Below are 22,427 nucleotides of genomic sequence, written 5' to 3'. Positions count from 1 at the left end.
GTGGACGCTGAGTACACCCCGGTCCCCGAAAACGAGAGCAGGCCCGCCGATTTCGACGGGCCTGTCTGTCTCACGAACTAGAACACGCGCAGTTGTCCGGGCGACCAAAGCCCCGAACGGCTGGCCGTACCCGTATCCAACTTGGCCGGAACCGCATTCGGGTAGTACTGGTCGTACCGCTCCAGCGAACCCCAGTCCCGCGCCCAGTCGTTCTTCAGGTACGTCGGAATGGTGCTCGACTTCGCCAGCATCTGGCTGTAGCCGAGCGGGCCACCGAATTCCTCGGCCTGCCAGGTATTCGTCGAGCTGATGGCCAGCGGCCGGTCCGGCAGGATCCGGTAACCGGGCACCTCGGCCACCCCGTTCTTGTGGTCCAGCGGTCGCTGGCACGGGAACTGCAGCCCGACTGCCCAGTCCAGCAGCACCGGCTGCTCGGAGCCGATAAAGCTGTTGAGCGTGGTCAACTTCGGCATCCGCGGCGGGGTGAACGCCAGCCATTGATCGCCGATCAGAATCGGGTCATTGGCGACGATGCGCACCGCGTCGGCATCGGGCGCGATCTCGTCGAGCGGGATGCGCAGATTGCGCCACGACGGGAACGGACCGATATCGCGCGGCAGGTAGGTGCCGAGCATCTGCACACTGCCGTCGGGCTGGTGCTTGCCGTAGTCGACGGTCAGCGACTGGCCGTACTTGGTGTCACCGGTGTCGTCGATGGACAGGATGCGGCCCGCGGCCGAAATGACCACCAGCGGACGATCATCCGAGCGCGGCGCCAGCTGATACCAGCTGGAGACCAGATGCGCGGGCTGCTGCACGCCCTGCTGATAACTGCCCATCACCGGCGTGGTGGCCGGATCGAGCCCGAACGGCAGGGTGGCTCGACTGCCGTTGACACCGGTCGCGCCGTAACCGCCGTCGGTGCCGGCGTTCTGACCGTCCGCGCCGACCGGACCGACCGACTGGGTGGAGGTATTGCCGGTGCCCGGCTTCACCTCGATGGTGTCGGCGCTGAGCTTCTCCGGCACACCGTTCGGATCGAAGCCGACCGGATCGGCGCCGGCCAGCGGATCACCGTTCTTCGGCGGATTCGCCGGATCGATGATCGGCGTGAGCATGCCATTGCCCTTGTTCACATCCGATTCCACCAGCACGTCATTGGCGAGACCGCACGAACTACCCTGCACCGCATCGAAATTCGAGCGCGCCAGCGAATAGGCCGGGTACTGCGCCACCGCGCCCTTGACCAGTGAGAACACCTCGAGCAGCACCATCAGCGCGGCGACGACGGTCAGCGGGATGGCGGCGAACTTGCGAATCCGCTTGCCGCGCACCGACTTCGCCGACGGCTGCGGCTTGGCGTAGTCCTCGCGCAGCGCCGACCAGGCGACCAGCGCCAGTGCCAGCGCGAACAGCACCAGCATCACCGTGTTCGACTGGTGGCCGTGCAGCGAGATCGGCTTGTCGAACCACGGCACGCCGAAGCTGGACACGTACCAGTAGCCGTTGATGCCCGAGAACGCCATCGCGAGCACGAACAGCAGTCCGGCGAGGAAGATCGCCCGATTCTTCCTGGCCCGCAACGCACTTGCCGAAACCGCCACCGCGGTCACCGCGGCCAGTGATCCGGCGATGCCCGCGTACGCGCCGAAGTGGTGGGTCCACTTCGTCGGGTTGAACATCATGAAGAAGATGGTTCCGATGACCACGCCCATCAACCGCCAGGTCGGACCGCTGGCGATGCCTGGCACCTGCCTGCGCCGCAACAGCACCAACATCGTGGTGAACAGGCACAGCAGCATGATCAGGAAGGCGAAGCGGCGCGGCAGCGAGCCGTCGACGGTCTCCACGAACAGGTAGTAGTAGCGCAGGTAGTCCTCATACCAGGCCAGATTCGGGCCGGTCACCTGCCGCACCCGGTTGGCCTCCTGGATACCGGCGAAAGTCTGGTCGCTGTAGACCACGATCAGCACCAGCAGACCGGCCGCCGCGATCGGCGCGAGCAGCGGCAGCGTAGAACCCCACTTGCCGATACCCTGCGCCGCGAACTGCCGATGCCGCCGCACCACGATCCGCACGAGCGGCCGGATACCGGCGAGCAGCGCCGCCACACACATCAGACCAGTCGGCGCCGCCGCGAGGGTGAACGCGGCCACCAGAATCGCCATCGCCGCGGGCAGCAGCCGACCCGTCGCGATGGCCCGCTCGATCGACACCCAGGTCAGCAGCGCGCCGAGCGTGACGATCGGCTCCGAGCGCAGACCGTTGTCGAACGGCAGCCAGAACGCCAGGAAGACCAGCCCACCGGTCCACAGCGCCACCTTGCTGTTGCGCACCCCGCGCCCGAGCCGGGGCACCACCTCGCGGCTGATCACCAGCCAGCACAGAATCGCGCAGAACAGCGCGGGCAACCGGACCCACGGACTCGCGGTGGAGATCTCCGAGAATGCCTGGATGACGTAGTAGTACCAGCCGAACGGCGCCTCCGGCACGCCGTACCAGCGGAAGTAGTTGGCCATATAGCCCGCGTGCGGCGCCACCCGCACCATGCTCAGGATGTAGCCGTCGTCGGAGGTGTTGGCGCCGACGAAATGCCACAGCAGCAGGGTGCCGATGATCGCGCCGTCCGCCCACGTCGGCTTCAGCCAGTTGGCGGGCAGGAACCGGCGGTGCCCACGCCCGTCGCCGCTGTCGAGCCGAGCCAGTGCGCCGAGTGCGATCAGCGTGCACAGCACCGCCGCGATCATCGCGATCAACTTGACCGGGGTCGGGCTGGAGGAGAACCGGGTGTCCACCGTCATGTGGAACGAAAGACCGGTGGGCACCGCGCCCTTCAGATCGGTGAAGACGCCGACCACCTGCGGCCGCAGATCACCGCTCAGCTGCCCCTCGAGCGGTACCTCGACCTTCTGCGTCGTCCCGGGCGCCGCGCCCTCGACCGGCCGCTCGATCATCGTGGTCACACCGTCGAACGACGCCTTGGTCCGATTGATATCGGAGCTGATGGTGATCGACGTGCACCCGCCGAGCTGTGCGCGCTCGGCCGAGGCGACCACGGCATTGCGGTCGACCACGTCCACCGAGGTGTCCGAGACCCGCACGAACATCGCCTCGAGCGATGCCCGGTCGCCCTGCGGCGGCGCGGTGGCCAGCAGCATCCCGCCGTAACTGGGCAGCTGCTCGAGCGCCGAACACGGAATGCTCGCGGTCAGATCGATCGGCACCTGCGACATGAGCGGCGCCTGCACACTGTTGAGGGCGCCGTCCTGGGGCCAATTCAGCGTCGCGGTGGTCTGGCTGACCGGTAAGAACGGAGCAGCCAGCGCGAACAACGCACCGAGCACGCCGGTGACCAGCGCGACGAGGCGCGCGGTTCGGAAATCGCTCGGTGCGACTTCGGGCGTGGCGGGCGGTTTCGTCAAGACAGCAGTAGCGGCGTCGGGCACGGTTGGCAATGGTATCCGCTGTGTTTGATGGCCGCGGCTCCGCCGCGACGTGTTCGCGGCCCCTGGGTGGCTTGCGTCCGAGCGGCCGAGACATACGACTCCGTCGTAAGCGCTTCGGCCACTCGGCTGTGTTTGATGGCCGCGCCTCCGGCGCGGACGCAAGCCGGGCCGCGAACGGCACATGCTCGATCTCGCTTCGCTCGAAACCTGGGGTCCGATTCTTTGGTCATGCTCCAGCGGATGGTGGCGAACTCACCGACGCAGAGACAGTGGTTGCGGATCGCACTCTGGCCCGAACTGCTGACCAGCTGCCGGAGGATGGAAAGGTGGGGGGTATGACAAAGGTGAATCTCGAAACCAACCACGGACAGATCGTGCTCGAGCTCGACGACGCGAAGGCCCCGAACAGCGTCGCGAACTTCGTGAATTATGTGAACGCCGGCCACTACAACGGCACCATCTTCCACCGCGTCATTCCGGGTTTCATGATCCAGGGCGGTGGCTTCACCCCCGATATGCGGCAGAAGGGTACGCAGGCCCCGATTCAGAACGAAGCGAACAACGGCCTGAAGAACGACAAGTACACCGTCGCGATGGCCCGCACCAATGACCCGCACTCGGCCACCGCACAGTTCTTCATCAATGTCTCCGACAACGGCTTCCTGAACCATTCCGCGCCGACCCCGCAGGGCTGGGGCTACGCGGTATTCGGCAAGGTCGCCGAGGGCTCCGAAGTGGTCGACAAGATCGCCGCGGTGTCCACCAGCTCGGCGGGCATGCACCAGGACGTGCCGCAGGACGACGTCATCATCGAGTCGGCGACTCTCGCCTGACTTCCGCTGCCACGGAACAGAATCGGGCCGCACCCCGTCGGGGATGCGGCCCGATTCCGGCTACAGCGGCAGCAGGTGGTGTTTGCGTGGGTTGCGAATCAGCTTTTTGTCGCGCAGCAGGTGCAGGGCGCGGCGCAGTTCCAGGCGAGTGGTCGACGGTTCGATGACGGCGTCTATATAGCCGCGCTCGGCGGCGACCCACGGGGTGGCGACGTTCGCGTTGTAGAAGTCGATCATCTGCTGGCGCACCGCGGCGCGCTGATCCTCCGGTACCGCCTGCATCTGCTTGCGGCCGGTCAGACTGACCGCACTTTCCGCACCCATGACCGCGATCCGCGCGGTCGGCCAGGCCAGATTCACATCCGCACCGAGCTGTTTCGAACCCATCACCGCGTAGCCACCGCCGTAGGACTTGCGGATTACCACGGTCACCTTCGGCACGGTGGCCTCGACGTAGGAGAACAGGAAGCGGCCGCCGCGCTTGATGACGCCGATCTTCTCCTGTTCCACACCGGGTAGGAATCCCGGTGTGTCGACAACGAATACGAGTGGAATCTCGAACGCGTCGCACATCCGCACGAAGTGCGAAGCCTTATCCGAGGCCTTGGCGTCGAGCGCACCCGCGTACACCATCGGCTGATTCGCGACCACACCGACGCTGCGGCCGTCCACCCGCGCGAATCCGATGATGATATTGCGCGCCGCCGATGCGCCGATCTCGTGGAAATCACCGTCGTCGAATATGCGCAACAGGATGTCGTGCATGTCGTACCCGGCGTTATCCGAGTCCGGGACAATCGAATTCAGTTCCAGATCCGATGCGGTGATCTCCGGCTCCAGCCCCGGATTCACGACCGGCGGCCGTTCCATGCAGCTCGTCGGCAGGAAGCCCAGATACGCGCGCACCCATTCGAACGCGGCCTGCTCATCCTTGGCGACATGATGGATATTGCCGTACTGCGCTTGGCTCTCGGCGCCGCCGAGTTCCTCGAGGCTGACATCCTCGCCGGTGACCTCGCGGATCACAGCCGGCCCGGTGACGAACATGTAGGCCTCGTCGGTGGCCACCACCACGTCGGTATTGATCGGTGCGTACACCGCCCCGCCCGCGCATTTGCCCAGAATCATCGAGACCTGCGGCACCATCCCGGACAGCGGCTCCACCCGCAACCCCAGCTCGGCGTACCAGGCCAGTGAGGTCACCGCCTCCTGCACCCGGGCGCCGCCGGAGTCGTTGATGCCGACCACCGGGCAGCCGACCTTGTTCGCGAATTCCAGGACGGCGGCAACCTTGCGGCCGAACATCTCTCCGACCGAACCGCCGTAGACGGTCTGGTCGTGCGAGAAAACCGCCACCGGCCTGCCCTCGACGAGGCCGTGCCCGGTGACCACGCCGTCGCCGTACAGCGCCGTCGGATCACCCGGCTTGCGTACCAGCGCACCGATTTCCACGAAGGTGCCCGGATCGAGCAGCATATCGATCCGGTCCCGGGCGCTCGGAATACCCTTCTTGGCCCGCTTCGCCACCCCCGCTTCGCCCGCCGGTTCATGCGCTAGTTCCAGTCTTTTGCGCAGATCGGCGAGTTTCTCGGCAGTAGTGCTCACTTCTCTCCTCAGGTGCACCCCTATGGGGCAATCTTGACAAGTTTCGCGGTGAGGTCGGCTCCGATCTTTCCGATCCGCGGCTCGTCAACGATCTGGAGGTGGTCACCCGGGATATGGATAACCTCGAGGTTCGGAATGTATTCATCCCAACCACCATTGGGTCGACGATCCGCGTACCGCGGCTCCAGCTCGATCATGCCGTCGTGGTAGCGATCGGCCAGATAGAGCACCACGTCACCCTCGTAGCGCGCGGGCCGCGTCTTCTGCACCGCTCGGTTCTCGATCCATGAGGTGCGCTGATGTTCGAGCACACCGCCCGGAATCTTCGTGCCGCTGATCTTGACCAGATCGCTGATTATCTTGAACTGGTCTTCGTCACTGGCCAGTGCGAGCTCTTCCAGCTGCTCGGGCGGGAGTTCGCCTTCGATGCCATAGGTCTTCTTCGCGAAGGCTTGGTAGCGCTCGATGCGACGGATCCGCTCCTCGGGGCTGTTGTCCTCGGGCTCGGTCGGAATGGCCAAGTCGATCAGGCCGACCAGCCGCACATCCGCGCCCTCGCCGCGCAGAATTTGTGCGACAGCCATGGCGAGCACTGCGCCGAGCGACCAGCCGTACAGGACGTAGGGACCGTCACCCTGGATCTGCCGCAGCTGCGGCACGTACTGCTTGGCACGTTCCTCGATCTCGCCGTCGGCCCGTTCGATGCCGTACATCGGGGTATCGGCGGGCAGGCGCTTCAACAGCGGCTCGTAGACCAACGTGTTGCCGCCCGACGGGTGGAAGACGAAGACCGGCACCGCATTCGAGCCCTCGGCGCGCGGCCGCAGCGGACGTACGAACCCTTCCACATCGGCACCACTGTCCTGCAGACTGCGCACGATTTCGGCGAGCTGCTCGATGGTCTCACAGTCGAGCACGTCATCGACGGTGACCTCCGCCTTGACCCGCTCGGTGAGCCGGGCCGCCATCTTCTCGGCGACCTCCTCCTCCAGAATCGGCAGGGTATTGAAAATGCCTCCCGCCGACTTGCCGGTGACGATCGCCCAGGTGGCGAAGGTCAGCCGCTCGGCGGCATCGCGCGGCGGCACATCGTCGTCATCGGCCGGAGACTGACCACCGAAGATCGCGGCACCGGGAGTCGCGGCGACCTCCGCAGCGGGAACGGCGGCGATAACCGCCTCGGCCGCGCCCACAACGGTGGTGTCCTCATCGTCGAGCGCCCGCTCGATCGAAGCTTCGTTCGCCTCGGCGGCGGCCACCTGCTCCGGCGACGCTGGCGCGGGAACGGCGGTGCCAGCGGCGGCACCGGTGATGCCGGCCGCCGTCTCGGCCTCCGCGACCATAGCCTCGGCCTGCGCCACCACCGAGGTGTTCTCGGCGTCCAGCGAAACCCCTTCGGCCTCAGCGGCTTTCGCTACCGCGGCGGCGGGATCCGCACCGGTGGCGACGGCCGCGCGAGCCGCGGCGATGAATCCGCCATCGACCGCGATCTCCTCACCTGCCGCTTGCTTATCCGCCATCGCTTGCACCTCGTCGCGATGCTCGATGGCGTAGTGCAGCACCTTGCCGACCTCGTTCAGGTTGGCATCACGCACGGCCTGGATCTGCAGCTGCGGAATATCGAATTCGTATTCGACCCGGTTCTTGATGCGCATGGCCATCAGCGAATCGAGGCCGAGCTCCATCAGCGGGATCTCCATCGGCAGATCCTCGACCGCATAACCCATGGACTCGGCGACGATCAGCGCCAGCCGCTCCTCCAGGGTCTGGGTGCCCTCCGGATCCCAACGCTCACCGAAGGTTTCGACGATCTCCAGGTCAGCATCTCCGGTGGTCGCGACCCCGGTTCCCGGAACAGCTTCCGCGACAACGGGTTCCGGCAGCGGCGCAGCCGAGGCGACGACCGCCTCGAACAGCAACTGGAAGCTCGCACCCGCGCGCGCATGCACCTGCACCGACGCGCCACCCAGATGCGGAGTCAGCGTGGTGGTCAGTGTTCCGGTGGTCGGCAGCACCGCATGTGGGGCCGACGCGCCCAACGACACCTCGCTGAGCACCTGTGCCGCAGCGGTTTTCACCAGCACCGCGAGATCGGTGACGGCCGCTGCCTGTACCTCCCACACGTGCCGGCCGTCTGGCAGCGCGACATGCGCACCGGGCACGCGGGCATTGCCGCTGCCGCTGGCCATCTGCACCTTCGGCCAGTACTGCTTGCGCAGGAATGCGGTTCGCGGAATGTCGGCGTAGTCACCCGCGGGCAGCAGCGACGGCAGGTCGACACGATGTCCGTGCACATAGAGCTGAGCCAGCGCGGAGATGACGCCCGCCGACTCGTCTTCCTTGCGCTTGAGGGTCGGGATGAGCTGCGCATCGTGCACGCCCGCCGCGAAGGTCGTGCCCAGAACCTGCATCAGCGCAACGGAATTCGGCGCCAACTCCAGGAAGGTGGTGTGGCCGGTTTCCACCGCGAGCCGCACCGCATTGGTGAAGTACACCGAGTGGCGCATGTTCCTGACCCAGTAGTCCTCGTCGTGCACCGGATCGCTACCGGGCCGGTAGAACTTTTCCTTGTTGACGGTCGAGTACAGGCCCGTCGTCAACTTGGTCGGCTCGATACCGGCCAGCTCCGCCGCCAACTCACCGAGCAGCGGATCCATCTGCGAGGTATGCCCGGCGCCGCGGGTCTGCAGCACGCGGGCGAATTTGCCCGCCTGCTCGACCTTGGCCACGATCGCCGCGACCTGTTCCTGCGGACCGCCGATCACCGTATTAGTCGGCGCCGCGTACACCGCGCATTCGACATCCGGATAGTCGACCAGCATCGCCTCGATATCGGCGGCGCTCAGCTCGACCAACGCCATATTGCGCACATCGTCATCGCTGATCATCGCCTCGCCCTCGCCCATAAGGCGCGAGCGGGCACAGATCACGCGCACCGCATCCTCGAGCGCGAGGCCACCGGAAATGTAGGCCCCGGCCACCTCACCCATCGAATGCCCCACCACCGCAACGGGTTCCGCGCCGTGCGCGCGCAACAGTGCGGCCAGACCGACCTGAATGGTGAAGATGCCGACCTGCGAGGTGCCGACGTTGTAATCCTGGGCGTCGTCCAGGATCAGCTCGCGCACCGAATACCCGGCCTCGTCCTGCACCAACTCGTCGACCTCGTCGACGGTCTTGCGGAAGATCGAGTTCTCCAGGTAGAGCTGCTTACCCATCTTGCGGTGCTGCGCACCGAATCCGGACAGCACCCAGACCGGACCGTTGGCGGCGGGGGCGTCGGCAGTGAATACACCGGGGCCAGGCTTACCCGCCGCGATGGCGCGCAGACCGGCGACGGCCTCCTCGTGCGTCTTGGCCAGCACGACGCCGCGCGAGCGCGCGTGACTGCGCTTGGCCGTGGACCGAGCCACATCCGCGAGCGGAACATCGCGTCCCGCATCGGATTCCAGCCAGTCGGCCAGATCCGCAGCGGCGCGCCGACGCCGCGAGGGCAGATAGGCCGATACGGCGATGATCACCGGCAGCGGCTCTTCGCGCTCGGTCGACCACTCCGTCTCGGGCACAACCGCTTCCGCGGCCTCGACGATTTCCGCGGCCTCGACGATCTCGGTGGCTTCCTCGATCACATCGGTCGACTCCTCGTCGACCTCTGTCGCCACCGGCGCGGCGGCAACCGGCGCGGCAGGCACGTACTCCTGCAGCACCAGGTGCGCATTGGTACCACCGAAACCGAAGCCGGAAATGCCGACCGTCGCGGTGCCGCTGTAGCGCGGGAACTCGGTCGGCTCGACAACAACCTTCAAGTGCGCCTGGTCGAACGGGATATAGGGGCTCGGACCGGCGAAGTTGATGGTCGGCGGCAGCACATTGTGCTGGAACGCCATGATCACCTTGGCCAGGCTGGCCGCACCCGCACCGGACTCGAGGTGGCCGAAGTTGGTCTTGGCCGAACCGAGCAGCGCGGGCTTATCGTCATCGCGACCACGGCCCACCACCCGGCCCAGCGCATCGGCCTCGATCGGGTCACCGATCGGGGTCCCAGTGCCGTGCGCCTCTATGTAGTCGACCGTCGACGGCACGATGCCGGCATCCCGGTAGGCCCAGCGCAGCACCTGGGCCTGCGCATCCGGATTGGGCGCGAGCAGACCGTTGGACCGGCCGTCATTGTTGACCGCGGAACCCTTGATCACCGCGTAGATCTTGTCGCCGTCGCGTTCGGCGTCGGCGAGCCGCTTGAGCACGACCAGACCGCCGCCCTCGGCGCGGACCATACCGTCAGCATCGGACGAGAACGCCTTGATCCGACCGTTTTTGGCGACACCGCCACCGCGGTCGAAGCCGAGCGTCGCCATCGGCGACAGGAGCATGTTCACGCCACCGGCGAGTGCCAGATTCGAATCGCCGTCGCGCAGCGAACGCACCGCTTGATGCACCGCGACCATCGTGGACGAGCAGGCGGTATCGATCGCGACCGAGGGGCCGCGGAAGTCGAAGAAATAGGACACCCGGTTGGGGATGATGCTGGAAACGCTGCCCATGATCGCGTACCCCTCGGCCGAGGCGGGCACCGTCGGATCCGGCGCGCCGAGTCCGAGCGCGGCGATCAGCTGGAATTCATTACTGGTCGAGCCGATGAAGACACCGACCGGTTCACCCTTGAGCTCACTCGCCGGAATTCTGGCGTGCTCCAACGCTTCCCAAGTCAACTCCATCATCAGGCGCTGCTGCGGATCGACCCGCTCGACCTCGATCGGCGACATCGCGAAGAACTCCGCGTCGAAGCCCTTGACGACCTCCTGATCGAGGTAGCCGCCCAACGTATTGCCCGCGGCGACCGCCTCCGCGACCGCGGGCTCGCTGGTGAACTCGTCCCACCGGCCCTCGGGCCGCTCCCGAATCGCGTCACCGCGGTTGATCAGGAATTCCCAGGTCGACTCGGGGGTGCTGCCCGCGCCCGGCAGTCGCGTGGACAGGCCGACGATCGCGATATCGTGTGCCTCGCCCGGCTGGTATCCGGCCGTGTAGAACGAATCGTCGGCGGATTCCTCCGGCAACTCCGGCTCACCGTTGATGACGACCTCGGCCAGCGACGCGATGGTCGGATGCTGGTAGATGATCGTCGCCGCCAACATCACACCGGTCAGCTCTTCGATATCGCCGCCGAGCGCGATGGCATCGCGCGAGGCCAGCCCGAACTCCTCCATCGGCCGGTCCACCGTGATCTGCTCGATCGGTTGACCGGTCGCGTCGGCGACCCAGCGCCGCAGCCACTCCCGCAGCTCCGGGACGGACATATCGGTCCTCGCGGCGGGTTGCGAAACCGCTCCCGCGTCGGGGGTATCGACCGCGTCCGCATCGGCGCGCACGATCTCGGTCGTCTGGTCGGTCGTGCCCTCGTTGTCAGCCATCAGTTCCTCAAGCTACCTGTCTGGTACCGGGCACGCCGTGAATCGACGCCTGGCGTGCGGGGCAACGCCGGGAGCCGATATTCGGGTCGAGCCACCCTCGGGCATTTACTCTTCCGGTGCATCGGGGAATGCCTGCTGGGTGTAACCACCCCGCAGCGTTCCCTCCAGATAAGCAGTCTTGCAGGCGCGTCGAGCGATCTTGCCGCTGGAGGTCCGTGGAATCGAACCGGCCGGAACCAACAGCACATCGCGCACGGTCACACCGTGACGCTGCGAGATCGCCGCACGGACCGCGTCGGCGATCGGCAGCGGATCGGCCTTACCTGCGCCCGGTCCGCGCTCGCCCACGACGACGAGTTGCTCTGAGGCATCGTCGGCGTCGAAACTCAGGCCGGAATGGCTGCCCTGTTCGAACACCTCGGCGGGTAGCTGGTTCGCGGGCACCGAGAACGCGGCGACGAATCCGGGGCGCAACGCCTTCGAGGACTCCTGCGCGGAGAACTCGAGGTCCTGCGGGTAGTGATTGCGGCCGTCGACGATCACGAGGTCCTTCACCCGCCCCGTGATGTACAGCTCGCCCTCGAAGTACACGCCGTAGTCGCCGGTGCGCATCCAGTTGGCGCCGAGCTCGGTGCCCTCGGTGTGGCTCCCCGCGGCCAGACGGTGGGTGACCTTGTTGTGGAAGGTCGCGGCGGTCTCGTCCGGACGACCCCAGTAGCCGATGCCCATATTGTTGCCGTGCAGCCAGATCTCGCCGACCTGACCGTCGGCCAGCTCGTGCCCGCCGCCGTCGGAATCGACGGTCTCCGGGTCGACAATGGCGGCCCACTGCGACAGCGCGACATAACCGCAGGAGACCTGGGCGATGGCGTTCTCGGCGCTCTGCTCGACCTTGACCATGCGACCCGCGTTGAGTTCGTTGCGGTCGACGTAGACGACCTTGGCCTCGTCCTCGGCCTTGGTCGCGGAGACGAACAGCGTCGCCTCGGCCATGCCGTAGCAGGGCTTGATCGCGGTCTTGGGCAGGCCGTACGGGGCGAACGCGTCGTTGAACTTCTTCATCGACGAGGTGGTCACCGGCTCACTGCCGTTGATCAGGCCGATGACATTCGACAGATCCAGCGACTCGCCGTTCTTCGGCAGACCGCGCGCGGCGGCGTGCTCGAAGGCGAAGTTCGGTGCGGCGGCGAAGGTTCCGGCGCCGTCGTTGTGGGCGGCCAGTTCCTTGATCCAGCGGTACGGACGGCGCACGAACGCGCTCGGCGACATGATGGTGATGTACTTGCCACCGACCGCGGGCAGGATCACCGTCAGCAGGCCCATATCGTGGAACAGCGGCAGCCAGGTGACACCGCGCGAGTTCCAGTCCAGGTTGATCGCCTCGACCATCTGCAGCAGGTTGGTGCCGACCGCCCGGTGGGTGATCTCGACACCGGCCGGGACGCGGGTGGAGCCCGAGGTGTACTGCAGGTAGGCGATGTCATCGACGGCGACATCGGGACGCACCCAGCTCTCGCCGACGCTGTCCGGGATCGCGTCGACCGCGATGATGCGCGGGCGCTGGGCGGCGGGCAGCGAGCGGAAGAACTGGCGCACACCGGCCGCGGAGGAGCTCGCGGTCAGAATGGCCGAGGGTTGGCAGTCGCCGAGCACCGCGTGCAGACGGTCGGTGTGGCCCGGCTCGTCCGGGTCGAACAGCGGCACCGAAATGGTGCCCGCGTAGATCGCAGCAAAGAAGGAGATCACGTAATCCAGGCCCTGCGGGGCCAGAACCGCGACCCGGTCACCCGGGTTGGTCACCTGCTGCAGTCGAGCGGCCACCGCGCGCAGCCGAATACCGAACTCACGCCACGTCAGCTCCTGCGTCTCACCATCACGCTCACGCGAATAATCGATGTAGCGGTACGCGAGCGTGTTCGCGTCGTTGCGGGTGTGCTTCTCGACGTGGTCTACCAGGGTGTGATCCTCGGGAATACGGATGTTCCCGGTCTCATCCAGGTAATCGTCGAAAGTCTCTTCCATTCCTTCATCTCCTCCGAGGCACACGCAGCAAGACGGCTACATCGCCGCTGTTACCTGTGAGGCCCCGACTCGCTATCGCCCGCGGGTGCGCTCTACATGCGAGAGCCAGCCTGCAGATTTTATTGCGGTCTGCGCGGTAGACCGCTATCGGCTAGATGTTCTCAAACCAGAGACATGTTACAGAGAAGACCGGGTCACTCCCCCCGCAGCAGCGGAATAATCGGCGCGAACGCGTCCATCTGGGTGGGGAACACGCCGACATAGGACATCGATGTGAGTTGGCGCACCTGACGGATCTGTTCGGCGATCTCCTCGAATGTGCCGATCGCCACATACGGCGAGGCGAGGATGTCCTCGACCGACAGTTTTACGTCGACCTCGAGGTCCGGATGCAGTCCGCGTTCGATCGCGGACAGCGCCATCTCGGCGGTCTTCTCCCGGTCGTCGGTAATGACGATCGCGGTAATTGCCCAGTTCAGCTCGATATCGGCGAAACGCTCACCCGCCGCTTCCTTGATCAGGTTCACCTTCTCGATGGTCTTGTCCAAGGTGATGCCGGAGAGCAGACCCTTGCCGTTCTGAGTGGTGACCGGAACGATCGAAATGATGTCGGCGTGTTTGGCGGCCAGGCGCAGCATCTTCGGACCGCCACCGCCGGTGCAGATCGGCGGCCGCGGCCCCTGCCGTGGCCGTGGCGTGCCCTTGACACCGTGCACCTGGTAGTACTTACCCTCGAAGGTGCATTCCTGGCCACGCAGCAGCACATCGAGGATGCTCAGGGTCTCGTCGAGCTTCGCCAGGCGCACGCCCGGCGACTCGTACGGCAGACCCGCGGCGACGAATTCGTCCTGCTTCCAGCCCGCGCCGATACCGACCTCGAGGCGGCCCTTGGACAGCACATCGATGGTGGCAAGGTCCTTGGCCAGCACCACCGGATGCCGGAAACCGTTGGCCAGCACCGAGGTTCCCAGCCGGATCCGCTCGGTGGCCTGGGTCAGCGCACCGAGTGCGGCGATCGGGCCGATCTGGTCACCCAGATGATCCGGAACGACGAAGGTGTCGAAGCCGTACTCCTCGGCGTTCTGCGCGGTCTGGATGAACTTCCTGGCCCCGCCTTCTTGTTTATTTCCCTCGCCCGCGGCCGCGAAGCGGAAGGGCCGCAGCGGAGTACCCAGCGCGGTCAACTCGGCATCCGCGTCACGGCTCGCCGTGGTGGCCGGTGCAGTGCCGTTTTCCGCGGCCCGCAAGCGATCGCTAGCGGCGGCTTCTGTCATGAACTCATGCTCCTGGCTGTAAGGAAATGTGGGCGCGAGGTCGGGTCACATCGTGCCCATGCTGCTGGGGGCTCGAGGACCGTCTTCGCGATCATCAGGCGCACTTTACAGCGTTGTGGTGTGTGGTCGCCCAGGCTTGTGTGACTAGCACCGCGATGAGGCGGGTTTCTTGTGATCGGTCACGAATGGGCGGTCAAGTATGCGCCGGATGTGGCGCTCCCTCGATCAACCCGTTGGCCCAGTTCACCGTCCACTGGGTCGCGGTCGTGCCGTCGCCGTCCACCGCGTAACCGTTGTAGAGGCTGTGTACCGGGTTGCCCACCGCGCGGACCAGGGTCAGCACGCTGCCCATGATGTTCAGGGGGCTCAACGCGTCTCGGGGTGAATCGCAGATCAGATCACCCGGCGCGCAGATGGTGTAGGTGCGATCGGCCAGCGCGCCGAACCCACCCGGCCTGGCACCGGTCATCGTGATCCCGGGCACCTTCAACCCGTTGAGCGCGACCTCGGCGCCGATTCCCGCGGGCGCGGTGCCGATCTGGATGGCCTGACCCGGTCCATTGTCACCGGTGCGGCGGCCGTCGGCGATCAGCATGACGCCGAGCACCTTGTCCGCGGGTACCGGCCCCTTGCCCGCGCCGATCTGGTTGGCGATATCGCCCGCGATCACCGCGCCCTGGGAGAACCCGGCAAGCACATAGGTGGTCAGTGGACAGTCGCGGTACCGGTTCGCCATAGCGTCGAGCGCGCGCTGCCAGCCCTCGGAGCGGCTGTTGTTGTAGGACTGCTGGCCGTCCGGCGGGATCGCGATCGGATTGGAGAACTGCGCGACATACGGAACGGTGTATACATCCAGCCGTCCCGCCGGGAACTGCTGCGATACCGGCCCGGAGACGTTGAGCATCAGCGAGATCGGGTTGGCCGTCGGATTGTGCGGATCGTCGTTGCTGTTCGATTCCCAGGTACCGGGTATCGAAATCATCTGCACATCGGGGCACCAGGCCGGCTGCGAGGTCGGCGGCGCCGGCGGCGGCTTCGGGCCGGGCTTCGGCTTGCGCAGCGGACCTGCGAGTACGAACCACAGCAGCAGCGCGATGATGACGACGAGCACTACCAGTCCGATGAAGAGCAGACATCCCGCCGGTTTTCCGGGCCGACGGGACGTCGAACCGCGACGCACACTCACTGGCAGTACGTCGCCTTAGCCGTATCGATGTAGATCTTTCCGGCCTTCTCCACCGGCATCTTCGCCGGATCGAAGGACGGATCCGATCCGGCCATCGCGCTGACGAAGGTCATCAGATCCTGATCGGAGGCATTCGCCGCGGCCCCCTGGCAGACGTAGGTGCCGATGCTCAGCGCGATATCCGAGGTGGACGGGGTTACGCCCGCGGCCTTGAGCGCGTCGAGGAACTTCTTGTCCTTATCGGTGAGCTTCGACGTGTCTTCGGGCGAGATGGCATTGGTCGGTAGCGGCTGCGGGCGCTCCGGCGTTGCCGTATCGGCGGGCGTCTCGGGGGCGGCTTGCTGCGACGGCTGACCGGTCTCGGCGGCGCTGGTCGAGGCGGAGGTCGGCGCCGCCGCCGCCGTGGTGGTGGTGGTGTGGGAAAGCGTCGGCGTGCTCGACGCCGTTGAATCGTTATTGCCACAGGCGGCGAGCAAGCCGGTAGCCGCGATCGCCACGACTACGCCGATAACCTTTCCGCGGATCCGATGCATGAATTCGTGTCCTCGATCTGTTCGCTAAGGGGTCGGGTCGCCACCCAGGCTAGAGGAAAGCCAACCATAGGCGCAGCAGGCAAGCAAACAGACCGGTTGGAATTAAATCCCGTGAACCTCGGGTTTACCATCGCGCACGGTTATGAACCCGGTCTGAAAATTCTGCTGGATGCCGCCGGGAACGGCGAACTCATCACTGGTCGGATACCCGAGCCTGCCGTTCTCGTAGCCGAGAACCGACCACATATCCATGATCGGCCCCGAACGCACCGGCCACGCACCCGACAGCGGGCTCCAATAGATATTTCCGCCCTCGAACTTGCTGTAGCGGCCTAAATCCTTGAGCGGGGCCTCGTCGGCGGTGGGGAAACCGAGTTGGCTGTTCTCATAACCCAATTCGGCGTACTTGCCCAAGATCATCCCCTGCACAGGATGCGCCCCGCTCTTAGCCGTGTAGTAAAACGGGCCGTTTTCAAAGGACTGGATTACACCGTCCTTCGTGGGGGCCTTGGTCTCCGGTCCGACGGGATATCCGGCGGGGCCGCGCTCGAATCCCTGCCTACCCCATTCGTCGAGAATCGCGCCGCGTACCACCTGGGCGCCGGTCTGCGGGGTCCAGTAGAGCAGGCCGTTCTGGAAGGCCTGCATGCGTCCGCGGCCATCCGGCAGCCCGCGTTCGTCGCCGGTGGGCAGGCCGAGCGGACCGTTCGGGCCGAGCGCGGCCTGGTACCCGCCGCCGATCATGCCCCCGACCGCGTGCGCGCCATCGGTCCGCGTATAGAAGACCCGACCACCTTTGAAGTCCTGCGCGACACCGCCCGCCACCTGGTACTCACCGGTGAGGCAGTCGCCGAGCCAACTGTTGCCACTCGCCAGCGCGGCGATCGCGCCCCCGGTCTCGCAGGCCGGTTTATTCGGATCGACCCCGAGCGCGGCGGCGGCCTGCGGCCAGGACTGGCGCATTTCGAAATCCCAGTACGGCCACGAATGTGTGCCGGAGGGACGGTAATTCACCTGGGCCGGGATGGATAGCTTGGCGAGTTTGGTCACGAAGTTCTGTGAGGTCAGCCGGGATAGGATCTCCAACCCCATGCCCGCGTAATTGGTGCTGACGCCCGGAATACCGCTGGCCGGGTCGAACGGTCCGATCGAGCCGTTACCGCTGGAGATATACAGGCTGACACCCTTGAGCTTGTCCGCCAACGCATATGGGTCGTGGCTCTCCCATTCCGGACCACCTGGCGGACCCCACATGGCCGCGGAATCGAATCCGCCCGCATCGTGCATGGCGAACTCGATCGCCTGCGGCATGCCGAGGGTGGTCGTGGTGAGCACACCGGAGTACGACGCGGCGTATTTCGCGAAGTTCGGATTTCGCCCGGCCAGGAACATCGCGGCCGTCCCACCCATCGAAATGCCTTCCAGACCACGCACATCCGTGGTCCGCCACTGGCTTTCCAGCAGCGGCGGAAGTTCCTTGGTCAGGAAGGTTTCCCATTTATAGTTTCGACCGTTGTCCGGCTGCAGCCAGTCGGAGTAGAAGCTGGACTGACCGCCGACCGGCAGCACCACCGTGACGTTCTTATCGGCGAAGAAGTCCACCGCACCGGCGTCGTGGGTCCAGCCGCTCTCCGCATCGGTGGCGCGCAGACCGTCGAGCATGAACAGGGCCGGAAACCCGGCGTCCGGGTGCGTATTCCAATCCCGTGCCAGCAGCAACTGCACCTGGATGGGCGTGGCCATCGACGGTGAATTGATCCACAGCGCGACCCGCCGATCGGTGAGCCACACCACTCGCTGCACCGCCGCAGCGACAGCCGGTGCGGCGGCGGGCTGGGCATGTGCGGGTGCGATGGTCGGGGAAGAACCTGAAGCGAGTGGGATCGCGATGGCGGTGACGAGCAGCGCGACCCGACCGCAGGTCACACGTCCGTCACGTTGACCGCGCCGCCCCCGTCTGCCGAATCCGAGTGCTGCCACAAGTGTTTCCTACCCCGGCCACCGCACGTTTCCGGGTAGGACACGCTCACGAAATCAGTTCTCACCGTGACACGCTCCTGGTTGACCTGGCCAGATACGAACGGCGCCGTCTGCTTCTGGACCAGAAGCAGACGGCGCCGTTCGCCGTTCAGACCTTTAGCTCACCAACCGCCGGTGGCGTCGAGGATGCCGTTGCGGGACTGCCACAGCTCAGCCTCCCAGTACTTCCACGAGTGGGTTCCCGCGGCGGGGAAGTCGTACGTGGCCGGAATACCGAGCGAGTTCAGGCGAGCCTGGAACGCGCGAGTGTTCACCAGCGAGAGCGCCTCCAGCGCCATGCCGTTGGCGGTGTTGAAGTAACCGACGGCGGAGTTCGGGTTGTCGAACTGACCCGGCAGACCGCTGGCCGCCGAGATCCGCATCGGCAGACCCCGCAGCTGTGGCGCGAAAACGGTCGGGTCCATCCGCAGCCACGCGGAGCTCCACGGCGCGGCCATAGCGTCGACGTTGAAGCGACCCGCGTCCAGCATCGCGATGCGGACCGCCTCACGCATACCCGGCGCGGAGAGGTTCAGGTAGCCCGAGTAGGACGCGGCGTACTTGAACTGCTCGCGATGGTAGGCGGCCAGCGCCAGCGCAGCCGAACCACCCATCGAGAGACCGACGACGGCGTTGTTGGTGCGCGACACACCGTAGCCCTCGAGGAAGGCGGGGAGCTCCCTGGTAAGGAAGGTCTCCCACTTGTAGGTGGTCTTCTGGCCGTTGGTGTTGCTCGGCACGTACCAGTCGGCGTAGAAGCTCGACTGACCGCCGACCGGCATGACCAGCGAAATGTTGTCATTGCGGAACTGATCGAGCGCATTGGTCTCGAACGACCAGGCATTGCGGTCGTCACGCGCGCGCAGACCGTCGAGCAGGTACAGCGCCGCGCCACCACCACGGGCCGCCCACTGCACCTGGACCTTGATCGGACCCATCTGCGACGGGACCATCAGATCCTCGAAGCCACCCGCCGGCGTCCGCAGCGCGGGGCCGTGCACCGGCGCGGCCAAGGCAACGGTCGGGCCCGTCACGCCTGCGGCGATCGGTAGCGCCAACGTCGCGGCACCGACAGCCAGAATTCGATTCCGCCAACGACGAGGCGTGCCTCGCCGTCCCGATTTGGTTCTCTTCGGCGCGGCCGCCCTGCCGAAACGCATGAATCCTGCTCTCTTTCTGCTGTTGTGGTGTCGCCCGCAGCCCATGCGGACCCGGCAACACCCGTGTTGCCAACGAGACGCGCGTCACATGCCGGTACCCGATATTCCGGCACAAGTGACGGCGCTACAACGATCTGGTCACACCTGCGCTCGCTGGAGGTTATTCGACATGCGAAGCCTTAGCAAGACCGGGGTATTCGAGTGGCCGAATTCCGCCCGTTCACAAGCTGTGATCGTGCGGTGACTTTAGCGCGTTTGTCCGGAGATGTCGTGTCGGAACGGCAATTTCGAAGAAAGATTAGGGGTCACTAGGGAGTCCGAATCCGCACTCGAGGTTCGCGCTCAGACCCGACAGGATCGCGAGCACTTGGTCGGCCCAGTAGCGCTAGGTGTGCACGCCGCCGGCGGGTAGTCGAAGACCACGTTCGTCGGGTCGAGCAAGTCCAGCCGGAACCGGAAGGCACGCGCATTGGCCAGCACGATCGTCGCCAACGCCCGCCGCAGTGCCTCACGCATACCGGACGCCGAGATATGCAGGCAGCCCGAATGCGAGCCGGCATAACGGAATTGGTCCGCCCGATAGGCCGCGAGCGTCAGCGCCACGGTGCCACCCGCGGGCAGCGCGAACACACCATTGCCGTACGGATCGAAGCCGAGACGGTCGCGCAGGGCCCAGCGCAGATTCTGGTCACGGCCACTCCGGCGGCGGCGGTTCCGAACGGCATGCCAACGCGAGCGCCACCCCGAACGCCACAACCAGCCAATGGCAACTATTCCGCGTACTCCGCTAGGCCACATCGATTCGACGTTTCACTGATGCGAGCACCGTTGTTCACCGCTGGTCACGGATGAGGATCAACACTCGACACCGATGCTTCACGCACGTAGAAGGTGCGGCGTTATCGCTCTTCTCTAGGCAATTTCGAACAGCACCCGAGGGGAAGCCGTCGCGATGCCGGATCGTGATGAAGTCCCGAGGATTATCAACGCGAACTCACACCACGAACCCTCGGCGGACAGAAGGACCGAAACTCTTAAATCAGCGATCATTCAGCTAACAAGCGGGCCAATGTATCGATACGAACCGAACGAACAAAGCCGCCCGATGCGTGCACCGGGCGGCTTGTCACCCAACACCCGTCCGCGCAGCGCGAGCGACCGTTCGCGGCGGTCGATACTCAGCCGATATTGGCGGACAGGTCCGGAATCATCCGAATGGCCTCGTCCTGCCAGTTGGTCCACGCATGCAGACCGGCGGGCGGGAACGAATACACCACGTTCTGCGCTCCCAACGACATCATGCGGACCTGAAATGCCCTGGTATTCGCCAAGGCGATTGCCTCGAGCGGCGAACCTCTGAGGAGACGATCCGCGGCAACCGGGAATGGGATATTCAGATCCTCGGGCATCGGCAGCGCACTACCGGCGGCGACCCACATCCGGGTGCCGTTCTCGATCAAGCGCGGCGCGAAGACGAACGGATCCATCCGCAGCCACTGCGGGCCCCACGGTGGCGCCATCGAGTCCACGTTATAGCCGCCCGCGTCGATCATCGCCGTCCGAATCGCCTCCCGCATACCCGGCGCCGAAATGTTGAGGTAGCCCGAGAACGAGCCGGCAAAGCTGAACTGATCCGGATGGTAGGCCGCAAGCGCCAGCGCGGCACTGCCACCCATCGACAGCCCGAACACACCATTGCGATTCGGGTTGAAGCCCAAGCGATCCCGCAGAGCTGATCGCAGGTGCTGGGTGAGGAACGTTTCCCAGTCGTAGCGATAGCTCTTCCCGGGCCCTGCCATAAAGGCTTGTGTCGCACCGGATCCGGTGGCCGAACCCGACGACCCCGGCGTGACGCCGAAGAAGTTACTCGGCGCGTTCCAGTCGGCGTAAAAGCTCGACATGCCGCCGACCGGCATAACCACGTTGATATTCGAGTTCGCGAGGATCTCGGGGACGTTGGTCTCGATCTCCCAGCCATTGAGCGTTTCCGGTGCCCGCTGGCCGTCGAGCACGTAGACAACGCGATTGGTATTGCCGTCCGCCGCGCGCAGCACCCGGCTCTTGATCGGACCCATCACCGGGGAATCGACCCAGAAGTCGAAGGCCGCCGGGTTGAAGCCCGCCGTCGCAATAGCGCCACTGCCCGCGATGCAGATCCCGAGCGGTAACAGCATTGCCGTCGCCAGACCGAGCACCCATTTCTTCGCCCAGGAACCACTGGCTGCCCCAGCCGAGGAACTGGCCGAGCTTCCGGGCCTACGTTGCCAGCGCACACTTCGCATTCGACTCGACCTTTCATCCAGACGGCCAGTCGGCAAATTTCAAGCAACTTCGACTGACCCCCTCATGGGGCACAAATACGGTTCACTCTGCCTAAAACGGACATTCAACCTGTAGACATGCTGTTCATGCATCAATCACAAGCGAATGCGTCTATGTTGCTGGAAAGTGATCCGCCCCACAACTACCGAAGACATCCAGCAGCCGATTCGTTGTCAACCCGGGTTTCGAACGGAGCCAGCAAACAAAAAAACCGCCTGGTGTGCGAACACACCAGGCGGTCACCTCACGGTATTACCCGCCCCGCTCGGAGCGAGTCTGACGAGCGACGTTCGCGGCCCGTCTCGCGTCCGAGTCGTCGAAGCGCACGCGACCGACAAGACTCGAGTGCCGACACGCATACATCAGGTGCCCAACAACCTGCCACCAACCGACCACCACGGAGCGAGTCTTACCAGCGACCCGTTCGCGGCCCGTCACACGTCCGAGTCACCGAAGCACATGCGCCCCACGCGCGAGAGTCTCGACGCGCGCGCACCAAGTGCCGAACGCCCCGCCCCAACCGACCACCACGGAGCGAGTCTTACGAGCGACCGTTCGCGGCCCGTCTCGCGTCCGAGTCGTCGAAGCGCATGCGACGAAGTCGCGAGTCTCGACG

General features: G+C 65.5%; 11 protein-coding genes and 1 pseudogene. 1 reads left to right on the top strand and 11 read right to left on the bottom strand.

Translation table 11 applies throughout. The features are described 5' to 3' along the window. Nucleotides 1–77: 77 nt before the first annotated feature. Nucleotides 78–3,422, bottom strand: coding sequence for an arabinosyltransferase domain-containing protein (locus tag AB0J29_RS31860; protein ID WP_364794261.1), 3,345 nt, complete (start codon nucleotides 3,420–3,422; stop codon nucleotides 78–80). Nucleotides 3,423–3,781: 359 nt separating this feature from the next. Here AB0J29_RS31860 and AB0J29_RS31855 point away from each other — a divergent pair, with 359 nt between their 5' ends. Beyond that, on the top strand, nucleotides 3,782–4,279 hold the full coding sequence (locus tag AB0J29_RS31855; protein WP_364794226.1) for a peptidylprolyl isomerase: 498 nt from the start codon (nucleotides 3,782–3,784) through the stop codon (nucleotides 4,277–4,279). Between the two features lie 60 nt (nucleotides 4,280–4,339). On the opposite strand, the gene AB0J29_RS31850 is transcribed toward AB0J29_RS31855, so the two are convergent. The 10 genes and pseudogenes from AB0J29_RS31850 to AB0J29_RS31805 all read right to left on the bottom strand — a co-directional run bounded on the left by AB0J29_RS31850 (nucleotide 4,340) and on the right by AB0J29_RS31805 (nucleotide 21,663). Continuing rightward, entirely contained in the window at nucleotides 4,340–5,884 is a 1,545-nt protein-coding gene (locus tag AB0J29_RS31850; protein ID WP_364794224.1) for an acyl-CoA carboxylase subunit beta, read from the bottom strand. A gap of 20 nt (nucleotides 5,885–5,904) precedes the next feature. Next, complete coding sequence (gene pks13 / locus AB0J29_RS31845; RefSeq protein WP_364794260.1) at nucleotides 5,905–11,181, bottom strand: polyketide synthase Pks13; 5,277 nt, start codon at nucleotides 11,179–11,181, stop codon at nucleotides 5,905–5,907. 219 nt (nucleotides 11,182–11,400) lie between these two features. Then, a complete protein-coding gene (fadD32, locus tag AB0J29_RS31840) occupies nucleotides 11,401–13,317 on the bottom strand; it encodes a long-chain-fatty-acid--AMP ligase FadD32 (protein ID WP_364794222.1) in 1,917 nt (638 codons plus the stop codon). Nucleotides 13,318–13,511: 194 nt separating this feature from the next. Beyond that, the gene (locus tag AB0J29_RS31835; RefSeq protein ID WP_364794259.1) at nucleotides 13,512–14,501 is read right to left on the bottom strand and encodes an LLM class F420-dependent oxidoreductase; all 990 of its coding nucleotides are present in this window, start codon (nucleotides 14,499–14,501) and stop codon (nucleotides 13,512–13,514) included. A gap of 283 nt (nucleotides 14,502–14,784) precedes the next feature. Continuing rightward, on the bottom strand, nucleotides 14,785–15,777 hold the full coding sequence (locus tag AB0J29_RS31830; RefSeq protein WP_364794220.1) for a cutinase family protein: 993 nt from the start codon (nucleotides 15,775–15,777) through the stop codon (nucleotides 14,785–14,787). After that, complete coding sequence (locus tag AB0J29_RS31825; protein ID WP_364794218.1) at nucleotides 15,774–16,310, bottom strand: DUF732 domain-containing protein; 537 nt, start codon at nucleotides 16,308–16,310, stop codon at nucleotides 15,774–15,776. Before AB0J29_RS31825 ends, AB0J29_RS31830 begins: the two co-directional genes overlap by 4 nt. A gap of 102 nt (nucleotides 16,311–16,412) precedes the next feature. After that, nucleotides 16,413–18,164, bottom strand: coding sequence for an alpha/beta hydrolase-fold protein (locus AB0J29_RS31820; protein WP_364794258.1), 1,752 nt, complete (start codon nucleotides 18,162–18,164; stop codon nucleotides 16,413–16,415). Between the two features lie 287 nt (nucleotides 18,165–18,451). Then, entirely contained in the window at nucleotides 18,452–19,489 is a 1,038-nt protein-coding gene (locus tag AB0J29_RS31815) for an alpha/beta hydrolase family protein (protein WP_364794216.1), read from the bottom strand. Between the two features lie 489 nt (nucleotides 19,490–19,978). Beyond that, a pseudogene (locus AB0J29_RS31810) lies at nucleotides 19,979–20,101 on the bottom strand (alpha/beta hydrolase-fold protein); the annotation flags it as partial. Nucleotides 20,102–20,667: 566 nt separating this feature from the next. Further along, on the bottom strand, nucleotides 20,668–21,663 hold the full coding sequence (locus AB0J29_RS31805; RefSeq protein WP_364794257.1) for an alpha/beta hydrolase family protein: 996 nt from the start codon (nucleotides 21,661–21,663) through the stop codon (nucleotides 20,668–20,670). Between the last annotated feature and the right edge of the window lie 764 nt (nucleotides 21,664–22,427).

Origin of the sequence: Nocardia sp. NPDC049707, assembly GCF_040674855.1 — a bacterium.
In the GTDB taxonomy this organism is placed as follows: Bacteria; Actinomycetota; Actinomycetes; order Mycobacteriales; family Mycobacteriaceae; genus Nocardia.
The sequence above is the reverse complement of the archived record's forward strand: the minus strand, read 5'-3'. Positions and strand labels throughout refer to the sequence as shown.